This window comes from Rhodococcus sp. RCBS9, from assembly GCF_029457415.1.
In the GTDB taxonomy this organism is placed as follows: domain Bacteria; phylum Actinomycetota; class Actinomycetes; order Mycobacteriales; family Mycobacteriaceae; genus Rhodococcus_F; species Rhodococcus_F qingshengii.
In genome coordinates this window covers 2,449,734-2,465,280 of record NZ_CP120422.1, presented here as the reverse complement: position 1 = coordinate 2,465,280, position 15,547 = coordinate 2,449,734, and the positions used below count along the sequence as shown (strand labels likewise).

15 protein-coding genes are annotated in these 15,547 nt (G+C 63.2%); 11 read left to right on the top strand and 4 right to left on the bottom strand.

All coding sequences use genetic code 11. The annotated features are described in order from the left end of the window. The first annotated feature begins 49 nt into the window (after positions 1 to 49). Genes P0M12_RS11740 through P0M12_RS11730 form a run of 3 tightly spaced genes read left to right on the top strand, consistent with a single transcriptional unit; the run spans position 50 to position 4,361 of the window. Positions 50 to 1,420 carry an MFS transporter gene (locus P0M12_RS11740; protein ID WP_064075479.1) on the top strand — a complete coding sequence of 457 codons (1,371 nt, stop codon included), beginning with the start codon at positions 50 to 52 and terminating at the stop codon, positions 1,418 to 1,420. After that, positions 1,420 to 3,135 carry an acyl-CoA dehydrogenase family protein gene (locus tag P0M12_RS11735; RefSeq protein WP_277377746.1) on the top strand — a complete coding sequence of 572 codons (1,716 nt, stop codon included), beginning with the start codon at positions 1,420 to 1,422 and terminating at the stop codon, positions 3,133 to 3,135. The genes P0M12_RS11740 and P0M12_RS11735 overlap by 1 nt, the downstream gene beginning before the upstream one ends. Continuing rightward, positions 3,132 to 4,361 (top strand): CoA transferase, encoded by a 1,230-nt coding sequence (locus tag P0M12_RS11730; RefSeq protein WP_277377745.1) that lies wholly within the window; start codon positions 3,132 to 3,134, stop codon positions 4,359 to 4,361. Before P0M12_RS11735 ends, P0M12_RS11730 begins: the two co-directional genes overlap by 4 nt. On the opposite strand, the gene P0M12_RS11725 is transcribed toward P0M12_RS11730, so the two are convergent. After that, positions 4,283 to 5,077, bottom strand: a complete 795-nt coding sequence (locus P0M12_RS11725; RefSeq protein ID WP_030537640.1) for an LLM class F420-dependent oxidoreductase — start codon at positions 5,075 to 5,077, stop codon at positions 4,283 to 4,285. The two genes, P0M12_RS11730 and P0M12_RS11725, sit on opposite strands and share 79 nt — an antisense overlap. Positions 5,078 to 5,373: 296 nt before the next feature. Here P0M12_RS11725 and P0M12_RS11720 point away from each other — a divergent pair, with 296 nt between their 5' ends. Continuing rightward, positions 5,374 to 5,982 carry an ATP-dependent Clp protease proteolytic subunit gene (locus P0M12_RS11720; RefSeq protein ID WP_007735229.1) on the top strand — a complete coding sequence of 203 codons (609 nt, stop codon included), beginning with the start codon at positions 5,374 to 5,376 and terminating at the stop codon, positions 5,980 to 5,982. 4 nt (positions 5,983 to 5,986) lie between these two features. Further along, complete coding sequence (locus P0M12_RS11715; RefSeq protein ID WP_003945993.1) at positions 5,987 to 6,574, top strand: ATP-dependent Clp protease proteolytic subunit; 588 nt, start codon at positions 5,987 to 5,989, stop codon at positions 6,572 to 6,574. Here the strand turns inward: P0M12_RS11715 and P0M12_RS11710 are convergent, their stop codons facing one another. From P0M12_RS11710 to P0M12_RS11700, 3 genes are read right to left on the bottom strand one after another with little or no spacing between them, the layout of a single operon-like run. Then, positions 6,575 to 6,943 (bottom strand): helix-turn-helix transcriptional regulator, encoded by a 369-nt coding sequence (locus P0M12_RS11710; protein WP_003946041.1) that lies wholly within the window; start codon positions 6,941 to 6,943, stop codon positions 6,575 to 6,577. Between the two features lie 58 nt (positions 6,944 to 7,001). Then, positions 7,002 to 7,499 (bottom strand): TIGR04338 family metallohydrolase, encoded by a 498-nt coding sequence (locus P0M12_RS11705; protein ID WP_277377744.1) that lies wholly within the window; start codon positions 7,497 to 7,499, stop codon positions 7,002 to 7,004. After that, on the bottom strand, positions 7,496 to 8,320 hold the full coding sequence (locus tag P0M12_RS11700; protein WP_030537724.1) for a DUF2786 domain-containing protein: 825 nt from the start codon (positions 8,318 to 8,320) through the stop codon (positions 7,496 to 7,498). The genes P0M12_RS11705 and P0M12_RS11700 overlap by 4 nt, the downstream gene beginning before the upstream one ends. A gap of 114 nt (positions 8,321 to 8,434) precedes the next feature. Here P0M12_RS11700 and ugpC point away from each other — a divergent pair, with 114 nt between their 5' ends. From ugpC to P0M12_RS11670, 6 genes are all read left to right on the top strand, one after another. After that, positions 8,435 to 9,508 carry a sn-glycerol-3-phosphate ABC transporter ATP-binding protein UgpC gene (gene ugpC / locus P0M12_RS11695; RefSeq protein WP_003946073.1) on the top strand — a complete coding sequence of 358 codons (1,074 nt, stop codon included), beginning with the start codon at positions 8,435 to 8,437 and terminating at the stop codon, positions 9,506 to 9,508. A gap of 170 nt (positions 9,509 to 9,678) precedes the next feature. After that, positions 9,679 to 10,968 (top strand): ABC transporter substrate-binding protein, encoded by a 1,290-nt coding sequence (locus P0M12_RS11690; protein WP_003946022.1) that lies wholly within the window; start codon positions 9,679 to 9,681, stop codon positions 10,966 to 10,968. A 20-nt stretch (positions 10,969 to 10,988) separates the two neighbouring features. Continuing rightward, positions 10,989 to 12,164: a sugar ABC transporter permease gene (locus tag P0M12_RS11685; RefSeq protein WP_209910596.1), complete on the top strand. Its 1,176-nt coding sequence runs from the start codon at positions 10,989 to 10,991 to the stop codon at positions 12,162 to 12,164. Beyond that, entirely contained in the window at positions 12,161 to 12,997 is an 837-nt protein-coding gene (locus tag P0M12_RS11680; protein ID WP_063315381.1) for a carbohydrate ABC transporter permease, read from the top strand. Before P0M12_RS11685 ends, P0M12_RS11680 begins: the two co-directional genes overlap by 4 nt. 22 nt (positions 12,998 to 13,019) lie before the next feature. Next, complete coding sequence (locus P0M12_RS11675) at positions 13,020 to 13,229, top strand: hypothetical protein (RefSeq protein ID WP_019746112.1); 210 nt, start codon at positions 13,020 to 13,022, stop codon at positions 13,227 to 13,229. A gap of 112 nt (positions 13,230 to 13,341) precedes the next feature. Further along, on the top strand, positions 13,342 to 15,531 hold the full coding sequence (locus P0M12_RS11670) for a transglycosylase domain-containing protein (protein ID WP_277377743.1): 2,190 nt from the start codon (positions 13,342 to 13,344) through the stop codon (positions 15,529 to 15,531). The last annotated feature ends 16 nt before the right edge of the window (positions 15,532 to 15,547 follow it).

The following is a 15,547-nucleotide window of genomic DNA, read 5'->3' as shown; positions in this document are numbered from 1 at the left end:
CTCACATTGCATCCCTTGGTGATGCCCGACGCGAGAATCAGGGAGAACCGTGGATCAACACCCAGGTCAAGACACCAATCCGCCTGAATACAACACCAAACAGGCACGCAAGGCCGGAATCACGGCGTTTGTCGGAACGACCATCGAATGGTTCGACTTCTACATCTACGGAACCGCATCCGCCTTGGTGCTCGGCCCGCTGTTCTTCCCGGATGCGTCGCCGGCGGTGGGGACACTCGCAGCCTTCGCGACTTTTGCCGTGGGATTCGTGGCTCGTCCGGTCGGCGGAGTGGTGTTCGGTCATTTCGGAGACAAGTTCGGTCGCAAGAACGCCGTGATCATCACCCTCGCGCTCATGGGGTTGGGAACTGTCGGTGTCGGCCTCCTCCCTACGTACTCCCAGATCGGGATCTGGGCACCGATACTGCTTGTGGCACTGCGTGTTCTCCAGGGCATTGCCATGGGCGGCGAATGGGGCGGTGCCGTGTTGATCGCCACCGAATTCGCTCCCCCGAAGAAGAAGGTGCTCTACGGCGCGTTTGCGCAGCAGGGTTCACCGGTCGGCAACCTGCTCGCGACGCTGGCCTTCCTCGGCCTGACGTTGATGTCGGATTCCGTGTTCGAGTCGTGGGGTTGGCGTCTGCCGTTCCTCGGATCCGCAGCTTTGGTGATCGTCGCTCTCTACATCCGGTTGCACATCTCCGAGACACCCGAGATGAAGAAGGCTGTTGCAGCACAGGAGCGTACACGGATGCCGCTGGTCGAAGTGTTGCGGTCGCATCCCGTCGAACTTGCTCTCGGCGTCGGCGCTGTGGTTGCTGGTGTTGCCATCACGTACGTCAAGACGACCTTTGCGCTCTCTTGGGCGACAACGGATCTCGGCTTCGAGCGTAGTGACTTCCTCCTCGTGATCACCGTGGCACTGGTAGCCCAGGCGCTCGTACAGCCTTTCGGTGCTGTGCTGGCCACACGGATCGATCCGTCGAAAGCGGTCCGTTGGATGCTGCTTCCGGAGATCGTGCTCCTACCACTGATGTTCGTGCTGGTTCAGACGGGCTCCGTGCCCTTGGCGATTCTGGGGATGGTCCTCGCGACGGCGCCTCACGCAATGTATTACGCCGCGTTGGCCGGCATCCTGGCGCAGGTTTTCCCCACCAATGTTCGGTATACCGGCATCTCTCTGTCGTACCAATTGTCGACCGCCATTTTTGCCGGAACGGCCCCGATGGTCAGCCAGTATCTGCTGACGCGAACCAACTCGATCTGGCCGGTCGTAGCTCTAGGGCTCGTGTATGTCGTTCTCTCCCTTGTCTGTATGACTGCATTGTTGCGCAGGAGTGCGCTGCACGGGCAAGGGCTGGAGTCGACGAGCTCCTCGAACATGACCGATGCTTCCACCCTGAAAGGCGTTGACCACTGATGAACTTTGCACACACCGACCCCGCTCTGACAGCGGTAGTGGACAGATGGACCGCCGGGGCGGACCGAGAGACGTTGAACGGATTGCTCGACCGACTGGGCCGAGATGCCGCCGGCCGTTTGTCCGAGCTTGCCGACATCGCAGACAAGAACCCGCCGGTGCTGCAGCAATTCGACAAGGCCGGTGACCGCGTCGACCGGATTTCCTATCACCCGGCCTACCTGGAACTGTGCCGGGCGGCGTACAACGAGTACGGCCTGTCCGCCATGTCGCACCGAAAAGGGTTGCACGGATGGGACTCCGTGCATCCGCCACTCGCGAAGTACCTCGCGTCGTACATCTTCGTGCAGGCAGAGTTCGGGCTGGCCTGCCCGGTGTCGATGACAGATGCTGCTGCGCGGACCCTGCGTATGTTCGGTGATCCGGCCGTGTTCTCGCCCTGGATCGACGCGTTGACGTCGACGGACCCCGAGCAGGCGAAGACGGGTGCGATGTTCATGACCGAGATTCAGGCAGGCACCGACATCGCCTGCACCGAAACACGCGCCGAGCGCGACGGTGACGGATGGGTTCTGACGGGCAAGAAGTGGTTCGCCTCCAACCCGGATGCCGATGTGATCATCACCCTCGCAAGATTCCCGGGCGGACAGGATGGTTCGACGCGTGGAGTCGGAATGTTCATGGTGCCCAAGACCTTGGGATCCGGCGAGCGCAACAACCTCACGATCGATCGTCTCAAGGACAAGCTGGGTACGCGTTCCATGCCGAGCGGCGAGGTGACGCTGAACCGGGCGCACGCACTCCAGGTCGGTGAACTCGATCGAGGGTTCCGCCAGATGGCTGAAATGGTCAACACGTCTCGCCTCTCCAATGCGATGCGTTCGAGCGCTCTCATGCGCCGAGCAGTTCGTGAAGCCGTCGAACATTCGAAGAGCCGAGTCGTGTTCGGTAAGAGGCTCTTCGACCAGCCGCTGATGCGGGCGACACTTCTTCCCCTTGCACTCGATGCCGAGGCTTCGCTGGCCCTGGTCGCGTACAGCGCACAGTGTCTTCAGGGAGCAGACGGCGGCGACGAACAGGCGCGCGCACTGATCAGAGTACTGACACCGATCGCCAAACACTTTGTCTGCAAACGCGCGCGGGTGGTCACCGGCGAGGCCATGGAGGTGCGCGGAGGAAACGGCTACATCGAGGAATGGGCCAACGCGCGACTCGTCCGGGACGCTCACCTCGGATCGATCTGGGAAGGGTCGAGCAATGTCATTGCGCTGGACGTACTTCGGTGCCTACGTAAGTTCAACTCGCACCGCACCGTCGCGGGAGCGATGACCGACATCCTGTCCACCGTCGGACCGGATTGCGAAGCCGGGTCCGGAGTTCTGTTGCGGCGCTGGGAGGAACTGGTCGATGAAGGAGATCGTCTGATCTCCGGATCTGACGATGCCGCGCAGGCTGCGAGTGCAAGGTACTCCGACGAGTTGGCTCGTACCGTCATGGCGACCCTGCTCTTCGACCTTGCGGACCACGGCATCCGACACGGTAATGGGTACCGGTCACTGCTGGTGGCGAATTCCTACCTGGCCGGTCTTGTGGGGAAGGTGCCGTCGGCTGCACTCGGCAATCTCGACGTGATCACCGACGGCGGTGACGTCGAGCTGGATGATGCACGTGACGTCGTAGCCGAGTTCCTCTCCGTAGCAGGGGTTCACCAGTGAATTCTCCAACAGGCCCCACACCCTTGGCTGGTGTCCGCGTGCTCGATCTGTCGAAGATCCTTGCCGGGCCGTACGCAACCATGTCGCTTGCCGATCTCGGAGCCGACGTCACCAAGATCGAACACCCTGAAGGCGGCGACCCCACGCGTTCGTGGGGGCCTCCCTTCGTCGGCGTAGATGCCGCCTACTACCTCGCGATCAACCGCGGCAAGAAGTCGGTCACGATCGACCTCAAGTCCACCGAAGGACAGGAGATCATCCACCGCATGCTCGAAGAGACCGATGTGGTCGTGGAGAACTTCAAGCCGGGCAGCGGATTACAGAAGATCTTCGACTACCAGGCACTGTCCGAGCGATACCCGCATCTGATCACCCTGCACATCTCTGCCTTCGGTGAAGAAGGACCGCTGCGCGACGAACCGGGGTACGACATGATCGCGCAGGCCGCGGGCGGGCTCATGTCGCTCACCGGTGAACCCGGCGGCGCTCCGATGAAATCCGGATTTGCGTTGGGAGACTTGGGCGCAGCACTTTTCGGACTGGTCGGTGTCCTGGCCGCATTGGTCGAGCGAGGCCGGACCGGACGCGGACAGTACGTGACCACGTCGCTGTACGAGTGCCAACTCGCGATGCACGTCAACTGGGCGACCAGTTACTTCGCCACCGGTGAGCGCCCAACTGCGTTGGGCTCCGGTCATCCGAATCTTGCTCCGTATCAAGCATTTCCTGCCAGCGACGGGTACTTCGTCATCGCTGTCGGCAACGACGCGATGTGGGCGTCGCTGTGCGAGGCCATCGGAAGGAGTGAACTGGTCACCGATCCGCGTTTTGCCCACAACCGCGACAGGGTGGAGAACCGCGAGAGTCTGGAACGAGAACTCATCAGCGCCTTCGCATCGGAGACCGTCGAACACTGGTGCGCTCTTCTCGCCGAACGCGCCGTACCGGTCTCACCGATCCGGCATCTCGACGAGATCTACTCCGATCCCCACACCGCCGCGCTCGGCATGGTCGGAACCGTCGACCATCCGACGCTCGGACCGTTGAAGCAAGTGGCCTTTCCGGTCAACTTCTCCGGCCAGAGGCCACGTCTGACGTCGGCGCCGCCCGTTCTCGGCGCCGACAACGACGAAGTCCTTGGTACCGCTCAGGCCAGCCCGCTCAACGCAGGCGGCGTGTTGTCGTCGCGCCAACCGATGGCCTCGGCAAGCGTTGTGAGGTCGTAGTCCGGTCCGCTGACGCCGACGGTGAAGAGTGAGACACCGTCGGCGACCAGGTCGGCTGCATTTTCGAGCCCAGGCCACGGAACCGAGTGCTCTACTTCCAGCGGGTTCCGGCCCACGTCGGCGCAGTGGTCGGAGAGGATGTCTGACTTGCGCAGGTGTGTCTCACGGTCGCCGAAGCTGTGCCAGACGTCGGCGTACTCGGCGACCAAGCGCAGGGTCTTCTTCTCGCCGCCACCGCCGATGAGGACCGGGATGTTGCGCGTCGGCGGCGGGTTGCCCTTCGCCAGGCGGCCCGTGATGCGGGGGAGGTATTCGCCAAGCAGTTTCAGCCGTGAACCGGGAGTGCCGAAGTCGTATCCGAACTGGTCGTAGTCCTTCTCGAACCAGCCGGCACCGATACCGAGGATCAGGCGCCCACCGCTGATGTGGTCGACGGTTCGCGCCATGTCGGCCAGCAGATCCGGATTGCGGTAGCCACCACCGGTGACCAGGGCGCCGATCTCGACGCGTTCGGTCTGCTCGGCCCAGGCGCCGAGCATGGTCCAGCATTCGAAGTGTGCGCCGTCGGGATCGCCGGTCAACGGGTAGAAGTGGTCCCAGTTGAAGACGATGTCCACCCCGGCGTCCTCGGACCGCAAGACGGCGTCGCGTATCAACCCGTAATCGGGTGCGTGCTGGGGTTGGAGTTGAACACCGATGCGTACCGGACGAGTCATGCCACGCTCCTGACGAGAGGAATGGTTGTCTTCTCCCATCATGGCCGGGTGTGCGCGGTACCGCTACCGCCGCCGTCGGTGACGGGTTTGCCCGATCTTGTGCCCACCCCTTTTCGAGCGAACGGTACTTTCGGCGCCTTAGATCGACTGAACGTGCCGTTCGCTCAAACAGGGGGGCAGTCAAAGGGGGCGGGCAAAAAGGGGGGGCGGGCAAAGGCGGCGGGTAAAAACAGGGGTGGTCTGCCCACAGCAGACAGGCGGGGCCGCGGCACTGCCGCGCCGGTAGGAATGGATTCATGACTACTGAAGCGCCCACCGATACCGGCTACCGTGACCTGTTGACAGACAGGCTCTTCCGACAGCGAACGATTCTGCTCACCGGCGAGGTCAACGACGCCATGGCCGAACGTGTGTGTTCGGAACTGGTGCTCCTCGCGACCACCGACCCCAAGCGCGACGTCGTGCTCTACATCAATTCACCTGGCGGGTCGGTGTTTGCCGGTCTGGCCATCTACGACACTATGAAGCTCATCCCCAACGACGTCGTGACGGTCGCGATGGGCTTCGCCGCCAGCATGGGCCAGGTGCTTCTCTGCTCCGGCACCCACGGCAAGCGAATCAGCCTGGCGCACAGCCGCATCATGATGCACCAACCTTCGGCAGGTATCGGTGGCACTGCGGTGGACATTGCGATCCAGGCCGAGAGTCTCGAGCTGATGAAGCGTCAATCGCAGGAAATCCTCGCCGCCGAAACGGGCCGGACCGTCGAAGAGATCGAGACCGACAGCGATCGGGATCGCTGGTTCACCGCCGAGCAGGCGCGCGAGTACGGAATCGTCGACCGCGTCGTGACGTCCTTCGCCGAGATAGCACCGCAAGCCACCTTCCCCAAGATCGGATTGTGACGTCATGTCCCAGTACACGATTCCCAGTGTCATCGAGCGAACACCAACGGGTGAGCGATCTTTCGACATCTTCAGCAGGCTGCTCAACGAACGCATCGTCTTTCTCGGCACAGAGATCGACGACGGCGTCGCCAACGTCGTGATGGCTCAGATGCTGCATCTGCAAGCCGACAACCCGGATCGCGAAATCGGTTTGTACATCAACTCTCCCGGCGGTTCCACCACGGCGATGCTCGCGATCTACGACACCATGCAGTTCTTGAAACCGACGATTTCGACGTACTGCATGGGTCAAGCGGCTTCGGCTGCTGCGGTGCTTCTCGCCGCCGGCACTCCGGGCCATCGGCATGTTCTTGCCCATTCGCGGGTGCTGCTGCATCAACCGTCGACGCAAGGTAGCGGCACCATCTCGGACCTCGCGCTTCAAGCAGCCGAGATCCTGAGAATCCGGGAGCAGACCGAGGCGATTCTGAGTAAGCACACCGGTCAGAGCGTCGAGCGGCTCCGTAAGGACACCGATCGCGACAGGATCTTCACCGCCGACGACGCAATTTCCTACGGGCTGGCCGACACCCTCATCGAAGGGAACTGATCAGGCTGCCATCAGGACGGGACCGGAGATCGGGGCGGGAGAATGTCCGAAGGTAAGGGAGTTGAGCGCAACGATCCTGTTGCCCGCTCGGAACAGCAGGTGCTCGAGCGGCATCCCGAGCGCTTCGCAGATGGCGCGCAGAATTTCCGACGACGGTTCCTTCTTGCCCCGTTCGATCTCGGAGAGGTACTGCTTCGACATCCCGACCTTTGCGGCTACGTCGTCGAGAGTTCGGTCCTGATCGCGTCGAACCTCCCGCAGCACTCGTCCGTAGGCTTCACGAATCAGCGGGGGTTTGCGCACGGCAACAGCCGGATCGGGGAGTTCCGACTCACCCTTGACCAGGACCAGTCTGCGCGGCGCATCCATAGGCCGAGTATTCCAGCCGACCGGTACGGACACCACCGGGTTCGCCGAGGGCTGACATCTAGTCCGTTCGAACACCACCGGCAAGGAACATCGCTCGAAGAACGAAGGCCGCCTCGGGCCCGATGATCTCGCCGACAAGGCTCGTGTAGCGGTCGACGAACTCGGGCCCGTGGGAAGCCTCGTCGGAGGCGGGGTCGCCGAGGTGGTGCGCAAGTTCGTGCAAGACAACGAATTCGCGTAGCGCCCACCGGCCGTCACGGTCGTCCGGGACGGCGATGACGTCGTTCGAGTAGTGAGCGGCGGCATTGCCGGCGCGGGAGCGTACGGACACCGGAATGGTTGCGCGAGTCCAGGTCTCCCGTACCCAATTCAGCCCGAGTAGCTGATCGCAGTACGCCTGGACCGACTCCACGGAACCGAATTTGCGCTCGACCGGCAAGGTGATGGTGGAACCCATGACCTCGACGCTCCGAAGTCCACGCTCGTCGGCGCGATCGAACATGGTGCGCACCAACGTCTCTGCCTCGTAGACGGCGCTCCGCTGCGTATCCCTCACGAGTCGAGCTGCCCGCGTACCCCGCCGATCTCCGGAAGGTTCCCCAGACGTGCGGAGCGCGCCGCCCGATCACCCGCTCGTCGAGCATGTGAGGAATGCCCGGCGCTTGCGCGGCCGCCGCCCCGCCACGTCCCACGCGCTTTGGAGTTGGACGAGTAGTAGTCCTTCAGCTCGATTTCCTTGTTACGCAGCACGAGTGCGGTTTCGGAAGACGACGTGGCAGATTCTGCGATCGCGGTCTTCTCCGTCTCCTGCTTCGTCTCGGCCAACCGCGCGCCGATGCGGGACGCGTACGCCATCTGGAAGTTCAGGCGTGCCGTCACTCCGGCCACCGGCTTGCGGACCTGCGTGCTGACGCGTCGTCGTCCACGAGTTTCGACGACGGTCCGCACGGACGTTTCGCCGCGGTACGCCCCGGAACGCACGTACGCGTCGGAGTCGCGCACCATCTGGAAGAGCAGGCTCGAATACAGGGCCTCGCACACGTCGATGTCGCCGGCGAAGCCGTAGGCGTAGATTACGGCCGACGTCTGCGCGATGTCGCATTGCACGTCGTTGGCAGCGGCGATGGCGATGAACAACTGGGCGTACGTTCGCAGTCCGCGCTTGCCCGGTTCGCCGATGGTGATGAGCCGTTGAGTGGGCGTCGCACGCTTTTCCGAAGACGCGGTGTGCGCACGCGCGACCGCCAGGTCGATCGCGGAACTGGTGGCCAACCGCTGAGCGGCAGCCATGAAGGCTTCACCTTCGTGTGGATTGTCGGTGGACTCCGCTTGGCGAAGCAGCGCACCGATGCGGGTCAGCATCTTCTCCGAACTCACCGTGAAAGACTACGCTCGCGCGCCGACACGGACGTTTATGCTGCTAGCGCACACGCTCACCCTCGACTTGGATCGTCCGGCACGTTCCTGCCGGTAGAAGGGATCAACCCCGTCATGGCTTCAGTGACTTTCGAGAGCACCACCTGCCTGTTCCCCGGATCGAACACTCCGGCAGTGGACAAGCTCGACCTCGAGATCGAGGACGGCGAGTTCCTCGTCCTCGTCGGACCCTCCGGCTGCGGAAAGTCGACCACCCTGCGCATGCTCGCCGGGCTCGAAGATGTCCACAGCGGACGGATCCTCATCGGCGACCGCGACGTCACCGGTCAGGAGCCGAAAGAGCGCGACATCGCGATGGTCTTCCAGAACTACGCGCTGTACCCGCACATGTCGGTGGCCGAGAACATGGGTTTTGCGCTCAAGCTCGCCGGAACCAACAAGACGGAGATCCGCGCCCGCGTCGAAGAGGTCGCGAAGATGCTCGATCTCGAGCCGTACCTCGATCGCAAGCCCAAAGCGCTGTCCGGTGGACAGCGTCAGCGAGTGGCGATGGGCCGCGCCATCGTCCGCCAGCCGCAGGTCTTCCTGATGGACGAGCCGCTCTCGAACCTCGACGCGAAACTCCGTGTGCAGACACGTACGCAGATCGCTCAGCTGCAACGACGCCTCGCGACGACGATGGTTTACGTGACCCACGACCAGGTCGAGGCCATGACGATGGGTGACCGCGTCGCCGTCCTCGAAAAGGGAATCCTGCAGCAGTGCGCCTCGCCGCGCGAGCTCTACAACAAGCCGAAGAACGTCTTCGTCGCCGGCTTCATGGGTTCGCCCGCGATGAACCTGTTCACCCTCCCCGTCGTCGACGGCGGCGTCGCATTCGGTGACGGGATCGTTCCGGTTCCGCGCGAGACGATGAACGGTGTCGTCGAAACCGAGGTTGTTCTGGGTATTCGCCCCGAGCACCTCGAGATCGCCGCCGAAGGCCTGCCGATGGAGGTCGACGTCGTCGAGGAACTCGGTTCCGACGCCTACGTCTACGGCCGGACCACGATCGGCGGACGGTTGCAGCAGATCGTTTCGCGTGGTGACTGGCGCAATCCGCCGCAGAAGGGCGAGCGAGTCAACCTGCGCGTCGACCCTGAGAAGGTGCACATTTTTGCCACCACCGACGGGCGTCGCCTGGGTTAGGTGGACCTGTCAAACGACACATGACCGATTCAGGTTCGGCGTAATACCCACAAGTAGGGGTGTCTCGTGCCACAGTAGGGGCCGATGCCGGGAGCCGGCACCCATGGCGCATGCCGTGAGCCGGCTCTCGGTGACCGTCTATTTGTCATACACATACGGGGAGCGAATCCATGGTTCTGAACTCGAAGGCGATGCGCCGCGCTGCAATTGCAGCCACGGCAGCGTCCATGCTGGTACTGGCAGGCTGCTCGTCCGATTCGGACAAGGACAGCGGAACCAGCACCACGGCCGCATCCGGGGGATCGTCCTCGAGCGAAGGCCGCGGACCCATCACGATCGTCGAGGGGCAGGATGCCCTGAACGAGGCGCTCGAAAACATCATCACCGACTGGAATGCGGAGCATCCGGACGAGAAGGTCACGCTCAAGCCGCTGGCCAAGGAAGCCAACGCGCAGGTCGACGACATCACCCAGCGCATGCAGGCCAAGAGCGACGAGTACGACCTCATCGGCGTCGACGTCGTCAACACCGCCCAGTTCGCCGCAAACGGTTGGCTGCTGCCGCTCGAGGGTGACCTCGCGATCGACGAGTCCGGCCTCCTGCCGTCGACCGTCGCTTCGGGCACCTACAACGGCAAGCTCTACGCAGCGCCGAAGAACACCAACGCAGCGTTCCTGTACTACCGCAAGGACCTCGTCGAGAAGGCCCCCACCACGTGGGCCGAGCTCAAGGAAAACTGCCCGAAGGCTGTCGAAGCCGGCATCTCCTGCTACATCGGTCAGTTCAAGAACTACGAGGGCCTGACGGTCAACACCACCGAGATCACCAACGCCTTCGACGGCCCGTGGGTCGGCCCGGACGGACTCACACCGGCCATCGACGACAAGACGAAGGCAGGCGTTCAGTCGATCGTCGACAACTTCGCCGACAACACGATCCCGCAGGAAGCGCTGACCTACTCCGAGGGCGAGTCGCAGACCGCGTTCGGCGACGGCAAGGCACTCTTCATGCGCACGTGGTCCGGCTTCTCGGTCGACGGTGAGAAGACCTCGGTTGCCGGCAAGTACGGCTACACCGTTCTTCCGGGTGTCGACGGACCGGGCGCTTCGACCGTCGGCGGCTACAACGTCGGCATCAGCGCGTACTCGGACGCACCCGCCACGGCTCGTGACTTCCTCGAGTTCATGCAGACCAAGAAGTCGCAGACGTACTTCACCGAGGTCGGCGGCGCACCCGTCCTCTCGGCTGTCTACGACGATCCGGCAGTGCTCGCTCAGTTCCCGTACTTCGCGACCCTGAAGGAAGCACTCGCCACCGCTCAGCCGCGCCCCGTCACGCCGTACTACACGCAGGTGTCGAAGTCGATCTCCGACAACACCTACGCTGCTATTCGCGGCGAGAAGACCGTCGAGCAAGCCTTGGCGGACACCAAGGCCGGCATCGAAACCGCCGGTAACTGATCTACCAGGAGCAATAAGCAATGGCAGAACCGCAGGATCCTTCCGCGGCTGTGCCTACCAACCCCACGGTCGGGGCCGGTTCAACCGGTCCCGACCGTTCGGGCGTTGGTGGGAGACACCGTGCACCGGAACCGCTAGAAGAGCCGTCGGCATCCGAGGCAGCAGGGACATCCCTGACCAAGGTTCTGCCTGACCTTGCAGCTGCTCCACCCCCGCCGACCTCGCCCCCGCCTGCGTCGGCCGACAAGCCGAAGAAGCGTCGACGAGTTCCGGTGTGGGCGTTCGTCGCACCGTCGCTGATCGTTCTCGCCGTCATCATTCTGTATCCGCTCGGACGAGCGATCTGGATGTCGATGCACAGCGACGGCAAGAAGCTCGATCCCGAGACCGGCATGTTCGTCACCGGTCAGTTCACGTGGTTCGACAACTACAAGAACTGGATCACCCAGTCCTGCAACACCGCCAACGGCTCGATTCCCTGCCCGCCCGGCACACTCGGATCGCAGTTCTGGCAGTCGATCGGAAATACGTTCGGCTTCACCGTCGTCACCGTCCTGCTCGAGACGGTGATTGGTCTGTCGATGGCGTTGATCATGGCCAAGACGTTCCGCGGACGCGGTTTGCTCCGCGCTTCCGTGCTGATTCCCTGGGCCATCCCCACCGCCGTCACCGCGAAGCTCTGGTTCTTCATCTTCGCCAACGACGGCATTGCCAACAAGATCCTCGGCACCAACATCCTGTGGACGGCGGACCCCTGGCCGGCGCGATTCGCGATCGTCGTCGCCGACGTCTGGAAGACCGCGCCGTTCATGGCGTTGCTGATCCTCGCGGGTCTTCAGATGATTCCCGCCGACGTCTACGAGGCCGCCAAGGTCGACGGTGCGACGGCGTGGCAGCGGTTCCGCATGATCACGCTTCCGCTGGTCAAGCCCGCACTCATGGTGGCGGTGCTCTTCCGCACGATGGACGCGCTGCGCATGTACGACCTGCCCGCGATCATGATGGGATCCAATCCCGCCACCTCCACCATCTCGGTTCTGGTGGTCGATCAGATGCGCGTCGGCGCCAATTCGGCGTCGGCACTGTCCACCATCACGTTCCTCATCATCTTCGCTGTGGCCTTCATCCTGGTCCGATTCCTCGGAGCCAATGCGGTCAGCACGCAGGAAAAGCAGCGGAAGGGGGAGCCGGTATGAACAAGGCACTACGCGGCAAGGTCGGCACCTACATCGGCGTCGTACTGATCATCGTGTGGGGACTCGCTCCCTGCTACTGGATGATCGTGACGGCGCTGCGCGACCCGGCGGACACGTTCTCGACGTCGCTGTGGCCCACCAATCTCACGCTGTCCAACTTCACGGCGGCGCTCGATCCCGACGCGAAGGTGAACTTCACCCGTGCACTGATGAACAGCCTCATCATCGCGGGCGCGACCACGCTGATCGCCTTGGTCATCGGCGTGTTCACGGCGTACGCGCTCTCGCGTTTCGATTTCCGTGGCAAATACTTCGTCACCGGAATCATCCTCGGCGCGTCCATGTTTCCGGTTGTCGCCCTCGTGACTCCGTTGTTCCAGTTGTTCACCGACATCGGCTGGATCGGCAGCTACAAAGCGCTGATCATCCCGAACATCTCGTTCGTGCTGCCGCTGACGGTCTACACGCTGACGTCGTTCTTCTCCGAGCTTCCGTGGGAACTCGAGGAGGCGGCGCGTATCGACGGCGCCACCCGTGGCCAGGCTTTCCGCCTGATCATGCTTCCGCTCGCCGCGCCGGCACTGTTCACCACCGCGATCCTCGCCTTCATCGCAACGGTCAACGAGTACCTGCTCTCGCTCCAACTCTCGAGCGACAAGACCGCACCCGTCACCGTGGCGATGGCCAAGTTCTCCGGAACGGACCCATTCGTCACGCCGTACACCTCGATCATGGCCGGCGGAACCCTCGTGATGGTCCCGCTGGTCATCATGGTTCTCATCTTCCAGCGACGCATCATCGCCGGTCTGACCGCAGGCGGCGTCAAGTCGTGATGCGCGCTTGCGCACGGTTTCGATGAGGCGGGCTTCGCGCGCCCAGCGTATGGAGCTGATTGCCGGCTTCATCTCGGTCTTCGCCCTCATGGCGTTGATCGGCGCTGTGGTCGCGATCGTCAAGGGAGACCCCGGCGTGATGCCGTCTTTGGTGCTGCTCGGTTGCGTCGTCGCTCTCGGGCTCGCGTTCCGCGGATATCGGAACGCGGTCCGAGCAGAACGTCGCGAGTAGCCAGCCCGGTAGGGTGACATTTCGGTATCGCAGTTGCCGGGAGTTATCTGATCGAGATATCACCCTGGTGGAATGGTGCCGGTAAGTCCGGATCCACGACCGGGAGTGTTGAGTGAGTCCATCGAACAGATCGAGTGCGACGGGTGGCGATCAGTCGTCGGCTCGATCGGGCAAGTCGGCTAATTCGCCCCGGTCGAACAAGTCGGCCAAGCCCGCGAAAAAGCAGCGCTCGAAGTGGCGGTACGTCCGGCGGACCATCTACGTTCTCGTGCTCCTGATGGTCATCGTGCCCGCGTCGGTTTTTGCTGTCGCGTACAGCCGGACCGATGTCCCGCGCCCCTCTGACATGCAGACCAATCAGGTGTCCACCATCTACATGGCCGACGGCACGACCGTGCTCGGCAAGGTAGTGCCGGCGGAGGGAAACCGCACCGAGGTCGCGTTGTCGGCCATCCCGATTCACGTCCGCGATTCGGTGCTCTCGGCGGAGGATCGTAACTTCTACACCAACCCCGGATTCTCGATCTCCGGATTTGCTCGCGCTGCCCGCGACAACGTGATGGGCAAGGAAAGCGCCGGCGGTGGCTCGACGATCACTCAGCAATACGTGAAGAACGTCTTGGTCGGTGACAAGCGCAGTATCGACAGGAAGCTGCGTGAGCTCGTCATCTCCGCCAAGATGGCGCGCGAATGGTCCAAGGACGACATTCTTGCCGCGTATCTCAACACCATCTACTTCGGTCGCGGTGCGTACGGCATCGCCGCCGCGTCGAACGCGTACTTCGACAAGCCGGTCAGTGAGCTGAGCGTCGAGGAAGGCGCAGTTCTCGCGTCCGTCATCCAGAGCCCGTCGTTCCTGGACCCCGAGACCAATCTGTCCGCGCTGCAAGCGCGCTGGGACTACGTTCTCAACGGCATGGTGGAACTGGGCAGCCTGACCAAGACGGATCGCGACGCGATGCAGTTCCCGGCCGTCGCCCCCGCCAATCGGCCGACCGATCTGAACCAGGCGCCAGGACCCGAAGGCCACATCAAGACCCAGGTACTCAAGGAACTGGCCGAGGCCGGTATCAGCGATCAGACGCTGAACACCGCTGGCCTGCAGATCACGACGACCATCGACCCGGTTGCGCAGGAAGCTGCGCTGAACGCCGTCAGGCGGAATCTCGAGGGCGAGCCGGGAGACCTGCGGACCGCAGTAGTGTCCATCGACCCCAAGACCGGTGGCGTCGACGCCTATTACGGCGGTGACGACGGAGCCGGCTTCGACTACGCCCAGGCGCCGCTGCAGACCGGTTCCGCGTTCAAGGTCTTCGGTCTGGTCGCAGCATTGATGGAAGACATTCCGCTCTCCGCACGGTTCGACAGTTCACCGCTCACGATCAACGGCGTGACCATCGGAAACGTCGGCGGCGAATCCTGTGGTCGATGCACCATCGCCGAGGCACTCAAGCGTTCGCTGAACACCAGCTTCTACCGGTTGATGCTCTCGATGGAGAACGGTCCCCAGAAGATCGCCGACGCCGCCCACCTGGCCGGCATCCCCGAGCACATTCCCGGACTCGACTACCCGACGCTCACACAGGAGGGTGGTCCGCCGGAGAACGGAATCGTGCTCGGCCAGTATCAGTCTCGCGTTATCGACATGGCGTCCGCTTACGCGACGCTCGCCAATTCCGGTGTGTACCAGCAGCCGCACTTCATCCAGAAGGTCGTGACGGCCGAAGGTGAAGTCCTGCTCGATCGCCCGGTCTCTCCCGGTGAGCGTCGTCTCGATGCTGCCGTTGCCGACAACGTCACGCAGGCAATGCTGCCGATCGCGTCGTACTCGAACGGTCACGCGCTTGCCGGTGGACGCCCGTCTGCAGCCAAGACCGGTACCGCGCAGTTGGGTGACACGGGCCAGAACAAGGATGCGTGGATGGTCGGTTACACGCCGTCGCTGTCCACCGCGGTGTGGATCGGAACTTCCGACGCTCAGGCCATCACCAACTCCTACGGTGGTTTGATCTACGGCTCCGGAGTGCCTGCGGACATCTGGAAGAGCACGATGGACGGCGCGCTGAAGGGATCCGACTGGGAGAGCTTCCCGTGGCCGGACCCCATCGGCGGGCAGGCCGGCGTTCCCGCGAACTCCGGCGTGACCTCGGGGGACGGGGCCGGCACGCCCACGACGGGCGCGGCCGCTCCCCCGGCGCCCATCGAGGTGCCCGGCCTACCGCCGATCGAAGTGCCGCCGCTCCCCCAGTTGCCGCGTCAGATCGAGATCCTGCCGGGCATCGTCATCCCACTACCGGGCTGACAAGCAGCGCTCGATT

What these genes read in the sequence shown, in the direction of transcription:
- P0M12_RS11710 (WP_003946041.1), bottom strand. Translation starts at nt 6,943, where the DNA reads ATGGATGCGCCGCGCAGACTGGTCCTGGTCAAGGGTGAGTCGGAACTC.
- ugpC (WP_003946073.1), top strand. Translation starts at nt 8,435, where the DNA reads ATGGCTTCAGTGACTTTCGAGAGCACCACCTGCCTGTTCCCCGGATCG.
- P0M12_RS11685 (WP_209910596.1), top strand. Translation starts at nt 10,989, where the DNA reads ATGGCAGAACCGCAGGATCCTTCCGCGGCTGTGCCTACCAACCCCACG.
- P0M12_RS11735 (WP_277377746.1), top strand. Translation starts at nt 1,420, where the DNA reads ATGAACTTTGCACACACCGACCCCGCTCTGACAGCGGTAGTGGACAGA.
- P0M12_RS11715 (WP_003945993.1), top strand. Translation starts at nt 5,987, where the DNA reads ATGTCCCAGTACACGATTCCCAGTGTCATCGAGCGAACACCAACGGGT.
- P0M12_RS11675 (WP_019746112.1), top strand. Translation starts at nt 13,020, where the DNA reads ATGAGGCGGGCTTCGCGCGCCCAGCGTATGGAGCTGATTGCCGGCTTC.
- P0M12_RS11690 (WP_003946022.1), top strand. Translation starts at nt 9,679, where the DNA reads ATGGTTCTGAACTCGAAGGCGATGCGCCGCGCTGCAATTGCAGCCACG.
- P0M12_RS11725 (WP_030537640.1), bottom strand. Translation starts at nt 5,077, where the DNA reads ATGACTCGTCCGGTACGCATCGGTGTTCAACTCCAACCCCAGCACGCA.
- P0M12_RS11680 (WP_063315381.1), top strand. Translation starts at nt 12,161, where the DNA reads ATGAACAAGGCACTACGCGGCAAGGTCGGCACCTACATCGGCGTCGTA.
- P0M12_RS11720 (WP_007735229.1), top strand. Translation starts at nt 5,374, where the DNA reads ATGACTACTGAAGCGCCCACCGATACCGGCTACCGTGACCTGTTGACA.